Genomic DNA, 11844 nt, shown 5'->3' with positions numbered 1-11844 from the left:
GAAGGGGGAGCGGGGGTTCAGGAAGCGTGGGCGAGCCGGCGCACCGCCGCCATCGGCACCGGGAGCCAGTCCGGCCGGTGCCGGGCCTCGTACAGGACCTCGTACACGGCCTTGTCCGTCTCGTACGCCCGCAGCAGGACGGCCTGCCGGCGCGGATCGAGGCCGGAGGCCGCGGTGTAGCCGTCCAGGTAGGCGGTGCGGCAGCGGGCCGCCCAGTCCGGGCTCCACGGTTGGTGGGAGCGGGCCGCGTAGTCGAAGGAACGGAGCATTCCGGCGATGTCGCGGACGACCGGCTGCGGGCGGCGGCGCTCGGTGAGGGGCTTCGCGGGCTCGCCCTCGAAGTCGATCACCGTCCACGCGCCGTCCCGGGTGTGCAGCACCTGGCCGAGGTGCAGGTCGCCGTGGACGCGCTGGGCGGTGACGACCGGCCCGGCCGCGCCCAGCTCCCGCACGGCGTCGAAGGCCCGGCGCAGGCCGTCGGCATACGGCAGCAGCGCGGGGACGGCCTGCACCGTGGCCGCCAGCCGTTCCGACATCTGCGCGCCGAGCAGTTCCGCCTGCGGGCGGCCGAGGGTGAGCGTGGGCAGCGAGGCGGCCAGCGCGAGGTGCACCTCGGCGGTGGCCCGGCCCAGCGCGTGCGCCTCCCGGGTGAAGTCCTGCCCGACGGCGAGCGACGCGAGGGCGAGCTGCCAGCCGTCCTGGGCCTCGCGCAGGAAGGGCTGGAGCAGACCGAGCGTGAACGGCTCGAAGGGGTCCTCCGGGTTGGCCCCCTCGAACCAGGCGATCGGCGCGGGCACCCGGGTGCTGCCCTCCGCGGCGAGCGCGAGCGGGAGCTCCAGGTCCGGATTGGCCCCGGCGTGCACCCGGCGGAAGACCTTCAGGATGGCGGAATCGCCGTACACGATCGAGGTGTTGGACTGTTCCACGCCGAGCGTGCGGGGGGTGAGCCCGGACCCCACCACGGCCTTCGGCTCCTTGTCGAAGCGCAGGGAGCCGATCGTCCCGGGCAGCCGCAGGCGCTCCAGGAGCAGCCCGGCCAGCTTCGGGTCCTGCAGGCCCTCGTACACGGTGTGACCGGCGAGCGGCCCCTGCGCGACGTACCCGATCAGGGCGGGCGCCAGCGCGGGCGGCAGCGACCTGCGCACGCCGAGGAGCAGTTGGTAGCAGTCGGCGGTGGGCGGCGACGGGGTCCCGCGCGCGGGGACGGCCGGCTGCTGGGCCCGTACGAGCAGATGGAGCAGCCCGGGGGAGTCGCTCAGCGGCAGCAGTTCGGTCGCCGAGACCAGGGTGAAGCCCACGACGGGACGGCCCTTGCCGGCGAACCAGCGCTGGCGGGGCAGCCAGTCGTGCAGCAGCGGGCTCAGCGAGGCGAGCAGCGCGGCCGACGCGTGCGGAACGGGTGGTGCGGGTGGTGCGGCGAGCGGTGCGGTGGGGCCGTGCAGATCAGAAGTGCTGCCGAGCGGACCGGAAGTACCGGCAGGGCTGGGCGCACCGGGTGTTGCTGATGAGGCGGGAGCAGCCTCCGACATGGCATCGCGTCCTTTCCCCGGGCACACCTCCGAATGCGCAGAGTGTCCCGGATTGCGGCAAAGCTGTCCGGCTGTACGGGACGTGTCGGGAGAGGGAGATCCATTGGGCGAACCGCGGCCGGTCGATTGGCCGCAGGGAGCTGTCGATGATCCGTGAATCGCATACGCGTATGAAAGGGAGAGTGCCCCGGGCGGGGCGGGGAAAACCGTCGTACGGCTCCCCGCCCCGGCCCGCGGGCGTCAGCGCGGCGGCTTCGGCGGACGGACCAGCGAGGGGGTGTCCTTCCGCAGCCGGAACCAGTAGAAGCCGTGTCCCGCCAGGGTCAGCAGGTACGGCAGCTCACCGATCGCCGGGAAGCGCACTCCGCCGATCAGCTCGACCGGGTGGCGGCCGTTGAACATCTGCAGGTCCAGCTCGGTGGGCTGCGCGAACCGCGAGAAGTTGTGCACGCACAGCACCAGGTCGTCCTCCCCGTCCCGGGACGAGGGGGCCTCGCGCAGGAACGCCAGCACTGCCGGATTGGAGGAGGGCAGCTCCGTGTAGGACCCCAGCCCGAAGGCGGGGTTCTGCTTGCGGATCTCGATCATGCGCCGGGTCCAGTGCAGCAGAGAGGACGGCGAGGTCATGGAGGCCTCGACGTTGGTCACCTGGTAGCCGTAGACCGGGTCCATGATGGTCGGGAGGGAGAGCCGTCCCGGGTCGCAGGAGGAGAATCCCGCGTTCCGGTCGGGCGTCCACTGCATCGGGGTGCGGACCGCGTCGCGGTCGCCGAGCCAGATGTTGTCGCCCATGCCGATCTCGTCGCCGTAGTAGAGGATCGGCGAGCCGGGCAGGGACAGCAGCAGCGCGGTGAACAGCTCGATCTGGTTGCGGTCGTTGTCCAGCAGGGGGGCCAGCCGGCGGCGGATGCCGATGTTGGCGCGCATCCGGGGGTCCTTGGCGTACTCCGCGTACATGTAGTCGCGTTCTTCGTCCGTGACCATTTCGAGGGTCAGCTCGTCGTGGTTGCGCAGGAAGATGCCCCACTGGGCGCTGGAGGGGATCGCCGGGGTCTTGGCGAGGATCTCCGACACGGGGTAGCGGGACTCGCGTCGCACGGCCATGAAGATGCGCGGCATGACGGGGAAGTGGAACGCCATGTGGCACTCGTCCCCGCCCTTCTCGAAGTCGCCGAAGTAGTCGACGACGTCCTCCGGCCACTGGTTGGCCTCCGCCAGGAGCACCGTGTCCGGGTACGAGGCGTCGATCTCCGCCCGTACCCGCTTCAGGAACTCGTGGGTGCGCGGGAGGTTCTCGCAGTTGGTCCCCTCCTCCTGGTAGAGGTACGGGACCGCGTCGAGGCGGAAGCCGTCGATGCCCAGGTCCAGCCAGAACCGCAGCGCGGAGATGATCTCCTCCTGCACGGCCGGGTTCTCGTAGTTGAGGTCCGGCTGGTGGGAGAAGAAGCGGTGCCAGTAGTACTGCTTGCGCACCGGGTCGAAGGTCCAGTTGGAGGTCTCCGTGTCCACGAAGATGATCCGCGCGTCCTGGTACTGCTTGTCGTCGTCGGCCCAGACGTAGTAGTCGCCGTAGGGCCCCGTCGGATCGCTCCTGGACTGCTGGAACCACTCGTGCTGGTCGCTCGTGTGGTTCATGACGAAGTCGATGATCACACGCATGCCGCGCTGGTGCGTGGCGTCGACGAACTCCACGAAGTCGGCGAGGTCGCCGAACTCGGGGAGCACCGCGGTGTAGTTGGAGACGTCGTAGCCGCCGTCGCGCAGCGGCGACATGAAGAACGGCGGCAGCCAGAGGCAGTCGACGCCCAGCCACTGGAGGTAGTCCAGTTTGGCGGTGATGCCCTTGAGGTCGCCGACGCCGTCGCCGTTGCTGTCCTGGAAGGAGCGGACGAGGACTTCGTAGAAGACGGCCCGCTTGAACCACTCGGGGTCGCGGTCCTTGGCGGGGGTGTCCTCGAAGGTGTCGTGGACGGGCTCATTGAAGATCATGTGGGTGACCCTCCGGTCAGCGGGGACGGTCGCAGGGTCACGATGTGCGCGGGCAGGACTCCCGGCTCCAGGCGCACGTAAGCGTCCCTGCCCCAGTGGTAGGTCTCGCCGGTGAGCTCGTCGCGCACCGGGACGACACTGTGCCAGTCGAGGCCGAGTGCCGGCATGTCCAACGAGACCGTGGCCTCCTGGGTGTGGTGAGGGTCGAGGTTCACGACCACCAGAACGGTGTTCGAGCCGCCTTCACCCTCCTGGCTCTGCCGGGTGCTGCTGGTTTCCGGGGTGCGGGCGCGCTTCGAGTACGCGATCACCGCGTCGTTGTTCGTGGGGTGGAAGGTGATGTCCCGAAGCTGCTGGAGCGCCCGGTGGCGGCGCCGCAGCCGGTTCAGGGTGGTGATCAGGGGGGCGATCGTGCGCCCTTCGCGCTCGGCGGCCTCCCAGTCGCGCGGGCGCAGCTGGTACTTCTCGGAGTCCAGGTACTCCTCGCTGCCGTCCCGCACCGGGGTGTTCTCGCACAGCTCGTAGCCCGCGTAGACACCCCAGGACGGGGACAGGGTCGCCGCCAGCACCGCCCGGACCTCGAAGGCGGGCCGCCCGCCGTGCTGGAGGTAGGCGTGCAGGATGTCCGGGGTGTTCACGAAGAAGTTCGGACGCATGTACGCGGCCGTCTCGTGCGCCAGCTCCAGCGCGTACTCGGTGAGTTCCTGCTTGGTGTTGCGCCAGGTGAAGTACGTGTACGACTGCTGGAAGCCGACCGCGCCCAGCGTGCGCATCATCGCGGGCCGGGTGAACGCCTCGGCCAGGAAGATCACGTCGGGGTCGCTCCCGTTGATCTCGCCCAGGACCCGTTCCCAGAAGACGACCGGCTTGGTGTGCGGGTTGTCGACGCGGAAGATCCGCACGCCGTGCGCCATCCACAGGCGCAGGACGCGCACGGTCTCCGCGACCAGTCCGTCCATGTCCGCGTCGAAGGCGATCGGATAGATGTCCTGGTACTTCTTCGGCGGGTTCTCCGCGTACGCGATCGTGCCGTCGGAGCGGTGGTGGAACCACTCCGGGTGCTCGGTGACCCAGGGGTGGTCCGGCGAGCACTGGAGGGCGAAGTCCAGGGCGACCTCCATGCGCAGGTCGCGGGCGGTGGCGACGAAGTGGTCGAAGTCCTCGAAGGTGCCGAGGTCCGGGTGGACGGCGTCGTGGCCGCCGTCGGGCGAGCCGATCGCCCAGGGGACGCCGACGTCCTGCTCGGTGGCGGAGAGGGTGTTGTTGGGGCCCTTGCGGAAGGTGCTGCCGATGGGGTGGACCGGCGGCAGGTAGACCACGTCGAAGCCCATGGCGGCCACGGCGGGAAGGCGCTCGGCGGCGGTGCGGAAGGTGCCGCTGACCGCCGGAGCACCGCCTTCGGCCGCGCGTGCGCCCTCGGAGCGCGGAAACAGCTCGTACCAGGAACCGAAGAGCGCCCGCGGGCGTTCGACCAGCAACGGCAGCGGCTCCGAAGCCGACAGGGGCTCGCGCAGCGGGAAACGGGAGAGGGCGGCGTCGACCTCCGGGGTGAGGGCCGCGGCGAGCCGGGCGGCGGCGGGCCGCCGGGTGTCGCGCAGCGCGTCCACGGCGGCCAGGACGGCCTCGCGCCCGTCCTGCTTGGGCACGCCCTCGGCGGCGCGCTCGTACAGCCCGGCGCCCTCGGCCAGGACCAGTTCGGTGTCCTGGCCGGCCGGGATCTTGATCCCGGCGTGATGCCGCCAGGTCGAGACCGGGTCGCCCCACGCCTCGACGACGTACGACCACAGGCCCTCGGCGTCCGGGGTGACGTCCGCGCCCCACCGGTCCGTGCCGGGGGCGAGTTCGCGCATCGGCGTCCAGGGGCCGGGGCGGCCGCTCGGATCGAGCAGGACCACATTGGCCGCCACGGCCTCGTGGCCTTCGCGGAACACGGTGGCGGACACCTGGAACGTCTCGCCGGACACCGCCTTCGCGGGCCTGCGGCCGCGGTCGACCGCGGGGGAGACGTCGAGGACGGGGATACGACCGATCATGGGCTCACCTGGGGCTGGGGCGGACGGACCTGGATGCCGATGGGGATGCGCTCTTTGTAACCCTTCCTTGCTCGGGGTGCTCGTCTTGCGGGCTGCGGGCATGACCGCTCCTGTCAGCGTTCACTCGGGCGGCGGGGGTGCGAGGCGATCCGGGGGGTTCGGAGCGAGGCGTTCTGGTGTTCTCTTCATCGGGTACCGGGGGATGCTTCCCTTACACGGGTGGGCGTCAATCCGGCCGTTTGTCGACTACCGACGCGTAACGGCGCACGACGGCTCCGACCAGGGGAAAGGCCGAGGGGTCCGGTCGTTCCCGACAGGGCCCGTTTGCTCAACCGTCAGCGGGATATGGCCAGTTGTTGACGTACGGCCGGGGACCGGCCGCCTGGCCGCCCACCTGCAGGAGCCGGTTCGGGGAGCCGGGCCCCGGGCCCCGCACCCTTCCCCGCACGGCCTGGTCCGTGAGTGCCTCGCCCACCTCGGCGGGCGAGGCCCCCGGATGGTCGGCGAGGTGCAGCGCGGCCGCGCCGGTGGCGTGCGGGGCGGCCATCGACGTGCCGGAGGACACGCCCGAGGCGGTGTCGTCCGAGCTCAGGGCGGAGACGATGTCGACGCCGGGGGCGAAGAGGTCGAGGCGGGCGCCCCAGTTGGAGAAGTCCGCCCTGCGGTCCCTGATGTCGGTGGCGCCGACCGTGATGCCCTCCGCGACCCGGCCGGGGGAGAACAGGCTCGCGGGCAGCGTGTCGTTGCCCGCGGCGAGCACGAAGGTCACCCCGGACCCGATCGCGTTGCGCACGGCGGCGTCGAGTCGGCCATTGGCCACGCCGCCCAGACTCATGTTCGCGACGGCGGGCCTCCTGGCGTTCCGGGCCACCCAGTCGATTCCGGCGATCACCGACCCGGTGGTCCCGCCGCCCTCGCCGTCGAGCACCCGCACCCCGACGACCTCGGCCTTCTTGGCCACCCCGTACCTCTCGCCCACGGCGGTCGCGGCGACGTGCGTGCCGTGGCCGTTGGTGTCCTGGGCGACGGGGTCGTTCTCCACGAAGTCCCAGCCGCTGGAGGCGCGGCCGCCGAAGTCCCGGTGGGTGGTGCGCAGACCGGAGTCGATGACGTACACGTGGACCCCGGCGCCGGCGCTCTCGGGCCAGGTGTAGGACCCGTCCGGCGGAAGGTCGCGCTGGTCGATCCGGTCGAGCCCCCAGGGCGGCGGATCCGGCTGGGTGCGCCGGAGCGAGACGGCGGTGTCCTGCGCGACCGAGGCCACCCGCGGGTCCGCCGCGAGCCTGCGCGCCTGCGCCGGATCCGCCCGCACCGCGTAGCCGTTGAGCACCCGGTGGTACGTATGGCTGATTCTCGCTCCGTACTTCTGGGCGATCCCCTTCCCGGCCCCGGACGACGCACGGACGCCGTCCGGTCCCGACCTGAGCGTGACGAGGTAGCTGTCCGCCACGGAACCGGGGGCCCCGGCTCCGAGAACGCGGCCCTCCGCCGGGGGCGCGTCGGCCCGCGCGGGCGGGGTGACGGCCGGGAGTCCCGCCGTCAGGGCGACGGCGGCGCAGGCCCCGGCCAGCCGCCTGCGGTACTGACGTGTACGTGTCATGAGCGAGGTTCCCCCTCCACGACCGGACGCTCCGGACCCGGCACCCGGCCCGAACGCACTTGTCAGCCTCTCCCGCGGTGTGAACCGGGACAAGGCCGCTGGCGGGGGCGGAACCGGCCATATCACTCGCGCGCCCCCTCGGGGTCCGGGACCGGCACGAGGTGCGGGCTCCGCCGCGTGGGCGCGGCCCGCCGCCCGCCCACCCGCGCCGACGCCCCCGCGCCCCCACCGCGCGCCGTGGAGCCCGCACCCCCGGCTGCTCTACCGTCGAGGACAAGCGCGGACGCGCAACGCGGCGCGCCCGCCCCCGAGCCACACCCCCTGCGAAGGTGGTCACGTGAAGGCAATCCGTCGGTTCACCGTACGTCCCGTCCTCCCCGATCCCCTCCGACCGCTCTCCGACCTCGCCCGCAATCTCCGCTGGTCCTGGCATACCGAGACCCGGGAGCTGTTCCAGTCCATCGACCCGGAAGGCTGGCAGGCCTGCGGCGAGGACCCGGTACGGCTGCTGGGCACCGTCTCCGCCGAACGCCTGGCCGCACTCGCCCGGGACCGCCGCTTCCTGCGCCGGCTCCAGGCCGCCGCCGACGACCTCGCCGACTACCTGGGCGGACGCCGCTGGTACCAGAACCAGGAAAGGCCGGAGGGGACCGAACTCCCCGCCGCCATCGGCTACTTCTCGCCCGAGTTCGGCGTCACCGCCGCCCTCCCGCAGTACTCCGGCGGGCTGGGCATCCTCGCCGGCGACCACCTCAAGGCCGCCAGCGACCTGGGCGTGCCCCTCATCGGTGTCGGGCTCCTCTACCGGCACGGCTACTTCCGCCAGTCCCTGTCCCGCGACGGGTGGCAGCAGGAGCACTACCCGGTGCTCGACCCCGACGAGCTCCCCGTGGCCCTGCTGCGCGAGGCCGACGGCAGCCCCTGCCGGATCTCCCTCGCCCTGCCCGGCGGCCGCTCCCTGCACGCCACCGTCTGGCAGGCCCACGTGGGCCGCGTCCCGCTGCTGATGCTCGACTCCGACGTCGAGGAGAACGGCCCGGGCGAACGCGACGTCACCGACCGCCTCTACGGCGGCGGCAGCGAGCACCGCCTCCTCCAGGAGATGCTGCTCGGCATCGGCGGCGTCCGCGCGGTCCGGGCGTACTGCCGCCTCACCGGTCACCCCGAACCCGAGGTCTTCCACACCAACGAGGGCCACGCCGGCTTCCTCGGCCTGGAACGCATCCGCGAACTCGGCACCCAGGGACTCGGCTTCGACGCCGCCCTGGAATCCGTCCGGGCCGGCACCCTCTTCACCACCCACACCCCCGTCCCCGCCGGCATCGACCGCTTCGACCGCGAACTCGTCGCCCGCCACTTCGGCCACGACGGCGAACTCCCCGGCGTCGACGTCGAACGCGTCCTGGCCCTCGGCATGGAGACCTACCCCGGCGGCGAGCCCAACCTCTTCAACATGGCCGTGATGGGCCTGCGCCTGGCCCAGCGCGCCAACGGCGTCTCCACCCTGCACGGCCAGGTCAGCCGGGACATGTTCGCCGGACTGTGGCCGGGCTTCGACCCCGAGGAGGTGCCGATCACCTCCGTCACCAACGGGGTGCACGCCCCCACCTGGGTCGATCCCGAGGTCGTCCGCCTGGGCGCGCGGCAGATCGGCGCGGGCCGCACCGAGGACGCCCTGTCCGTCGGCGGGTCCGCGCGCTGGGACGCCGTCGCCGACATCGCGGACGACGAGATCTGGGACCTGCGCCGCACCCTGCGCGAGAACCTGGTGCACGAGGTCCGCGACCGGCTGCGCGCGTCCTGGCGCCAGCGGGGCGCCGTCGACGCCGAACTCGGCTGGATCGAGGGCGTGCTGGACCCCGACGTCCTCACCATCGGCTTCGCCCGTCGCGTCCCCTCGTACAAACGCCTCACCCTCATGCTGCGCGACCGCGACCGGCTGACGGAACTCCTCCTGCACCCCGAACGGCCGATCCAGATCGTCGTCGCGGGCAAGGCGCACCCCGCCGACGACGGCGGCAAACGGCTCGTCCAGGAGCTGGTGCGGTTCGCCGACGACCCCCGGGTCAGGCACCGCATCGTCTTCCTCCCCGACTACGGCATGCGGATGGCGCAGAAGCTCTACCCGGGCTGCGACGTGTGGCTCAACAACCCGCTGCGCCCGCTGGAGGCCTGTGGGACCAGCGGCATGAAGGCCGCCCTCAACGGCTGCCTCAACCTCTCGGTCCTGGACGGCTGGTGGGACGAGTGGTTCGAGCCGGACTTCGGCTGGGCGATCCCCACCGCCGACGGCGCGGCCGCCGACGAGGACCGCCGCGACGACCTCGAAGCGAACGCCCTCTACGAGCTGATCGAACAGCGCGTCGCCCCGCGCTTCTACGAGCGGGGGCGTGGCCAACTCCCGGACCGGTGGATCGAGATGGTCCGCCGGACCCTGGCCGTCCTCGGCCCGAAGGTGCTCGCCGGGCGGATGGTGCGCGAGTACGTGGAGCGCCTGTACGCACCGGCCGCGCTCGCCCACCGGGCCCTCGGACCCTCCTCCGCGCGGGAACTGGCCGACTGGAAGGCCCGGGTGCGGGCGGCCTGGTCCGGTGTCGCCGTCGACCACGTGGAGGCGGTCGCCGCCACCGCCGTCAACGGCACCGCCGAGCTGGGGTCCACCCTCTCCCTGCGGGTACGGGCCGGGCTCGGCGAGCTCGGGCCCGAGGACGTCGAGGTGCAGGCGGTCGCCGGGCGCGTCGACTCCGAGGACCGGATCACCGGCGCTCAGACCTTCCCGCTGAAGCCCGCCTCCGGTCCCGACCTGGACGGGCGCTGGACGTACGAGGGCCCGCTCGCCCTCGACCGGACCGGGCCGTACGGCTACACGGTCCGGGTGCTGCCCGCGCACCCGCTGCTGGCGAGCGGGGCGGACCTGGGTCTGGTGACCCTGCCGACGGAGGCCACGGGGGAGGGGGCCGGGGTGCTGCTGCGCTAGCGCAGCTCCTCGTTCGGCACGTCGTCGACCAGGGCTTTCGAACTGAGGACATCGTCCGTGAAGCACAGCCGGTACACCGGCGTCAGCTCGAAGCGGTCCGTACGGAAGTAGGTGCAGGCGTCGGTCCCGGCGGGTTCGGGGCCGACGCCCGCGGGCGGGCCGTCCAGCGGGTGGTCCGGCAGCCGCTCCAGGAGCGTCGCCCGCTGCTCGCCCGGGCGGACGCGGTCGAACTGGTCCCGGGTCAGGACCGACCGCGACGCCCCGTACTCCTGGTACGCCAGGATCAGTGCGCCGAGGACGACCACTGCCGCCGCCGGGGCCACGACCGCCTGCACCAGCCCCCGCCGGACCTGCCGGCGGGCCCGGCTCAGCTCCCGCGCGGCGACCGGCGCCTGCGGGGCGCGCGGCACCGGGGCCCCGGCGAGCGGGAGGCGGGCGCGGACCGCGAAGCCGCCGTCGGGGGCCGGGCCGTGGGTGAGGGCGCCGCCCGCGAGGCGCACGCGTTCGTCCAGGCCGACCAGGCCGGTGCCGCCGGAGGCGAGGCCGGGGGAGGGGGCGCCGCCGGGCGGGGCGGGGTGGGTGACGGCCACCGACAGGGCCTGCGCCCGGGGGTCGCGTACGATCCGGATCCGTACCGGAGCGCCCGGCGCGTGCTTGGCCGCGTTCGTCAGGGCCTCCTGGGCGACGCGGTGGACGGCCCGGCCGACCATGCCGGGGACGGGCGACTCCGGCCCCTCCTGCTGGAGTTCCACCGGTATCCCGGAGTCCTGGGCGCGCTTCACCAGCTCGGCGACCGTCTCGTCGGCCGGGGCCGTCGGCGCGCCCTCGCCGTCCTCGCGCAGCACGCCCACGAGGTCGCGCAGCCGGGCCGTGGCGTCGGCGGCGGCCAGCCGCAGCTCGCCCGCGGCCCGCTGCTCGGCGGGCGGCAGATTGCGGTTGACCTCCAGGGCGGCGGCCCGCAGGGCGATCAGGGAGAGGTCGTGGCCGAGCGAGTCGTGCATGTCGCCCGCGATGCGCGAGCGCTCGCGCAGCCGCTCCCGGTCGGCGACGGCGCGCTGCTCGCGCTCCATGCGGTCGGCCAGCTCCCAGCCGTCGGCGACCAGTTGGGCGTAGTGGCGGACGTACCGGCCGACCAGCCACGGCACCACCACCTGGCCGAGCAGCGAGGTCAGCTGGGCGAACCACACCCACAGCCTGTCGTCGTACGTCAGGCTCAGCGCGAGCCCGGCGACCGCGTACGAGGCGAACACCAGGACCGCCGGCCGCACCCGGGCGTCGCGGCGGCCCGCGAGGAAGGCGAAGGCGCACATCGCGACGGCGTACGACGGGGTGAACAGCTCCGGGTCGTCGAAGGCGGCGCACAGCACCGCGACCGTCAGCGAGACCAGCGGCGCGGCGCGGCACAGCAGCACGCCGACGCCGAGCGAGACGACGCCGACGGCCACCTGCGGCCAGGACCCGCCGTCGTTCGGGTCCTCCCGCATCGTGACGAAGAAGCCCAGGCAGACCCAGAGGGCGACGTCGAGGAGCAGGTCGCGGCGGGTGGCCCGGCGCAGGGCGGCTGTGACACGCATAGGGGAAAACGTATGCGGGGCCGCCGGGGAAGACACCAGTGGTGGGGGGGGGCCCCCCCCCCCCCCCCCCCCCCCCCCACCCGGGACCGGACAAACCCCCCCAACACACCCACAAAGTGGGGTGAGGAGGGTTTGTTTGCAA

Annotated in this window: 6 protein-coding genes; 1 reads left to right on the top strand and 5 read right to left on the bottom strand. The window is 72.9% G+C overall.

Annotation, left to right across the window (positions count from 1 at the left end):
• Window positions 1–17 precede the first annotated feature (17 nt).
• The 4 genes from ACIP93_RS04775 to ACIP93_RS04760 form a co-directional block, all read right to left on the bottom strand.
• On the bottom strand, window positions 18–1529 hold the full coding sequence (locus ACIP93_RS04775; RefSeq protein WP_401755753.1) for a maltokinase: 1512 nt from the start codon (window positions 1527–1529) through the stop codon (window positions 18–20).
• 240 nt (window positions 1530–1769) lie between these two features.
• Window positions 1770–3518 carry a maltose alpha-D-glucosyltransferase gene (treS, locus tag ACIP93_RS04770; RefSeq protein ID WP_345228327.1) on the bottom strand — a complete coding sequence of 583 codons (1749 nt, stop codon included), beginning with the start codon at window positions 3516–3518 and terminating at the stop codon, window positions 1770–1772.
• Window positions 3515–5551, bottom strand: coding sequence for an alpha-1,4-glucan--maltose-1-phosphate maltosyltransferase (locus tag ACIP93_RS04765; RefSeq protein ID WP_401755749.1), 2037 nt, complete (start codon window positions 5549–5551; stop codon window positions 3515–3517). The genes treS and ACIP93_RS04765 overlap by 4 nt, the downstream gene beginning before the upstream one ends.
• 328 nt (window positions 5552–5879) lie before the next feature.
• A complete protein-coding gene (locus ACIP93_RS04760) occupies window positions 5880–7151 on the bottom strand; it encodes a S8 family peptidase (RefSeq protein ID WP_401755746.1) in 1272 nt (423 codons plus the stop codon).
• 337 nt (window positions 7152–7488) lie between these two features.
• Between ACIP93_RS04760 and glgP the strand changes: the two genes are divergently transcribed.
• Window positions 7489–10128: an alpha-glucan family phosphorylase gene (glgP, locus tag ACIP93_RS04755; protein WP_401755743.1), complete on the top strand. Its 2640-nt coding sequence runs from the start codon at window positions 7489–7491 to the stop codon at window positions 10126–10128.
• Here the strand turns inward: glgP and ACIP93_RS04750 are convergent.
• On the bottom strand, window positions 10125–11702 hold the full coding sequence (locus ACIP93_RS04750; RefSeq protein WP_401755740.1) for a sensor histidine kinase: 1578 nt from the start codon (window positions 11700–11702) through the stop codon (window positions 10125–10127). The genes glgP and ACIP93_RS04750 overlap by 4 nt on opposite strands.
• Window positions 11703–11844 lie beyond the last annotated feature (142 nt).

This window comes from Streptomyces sp. NPDC088745 (assembly GCF_044751045.1).
GTDB classification, from domain to species: Bacteria; Actinomycetota; Actinomycetes; order Streptomycetales; family Streptomycetaceae; genus Streptomyces; species Streptomyces cremeus.
This window is presented reverse-complemented; position numbering and strand designations above follow the sequence as displayed.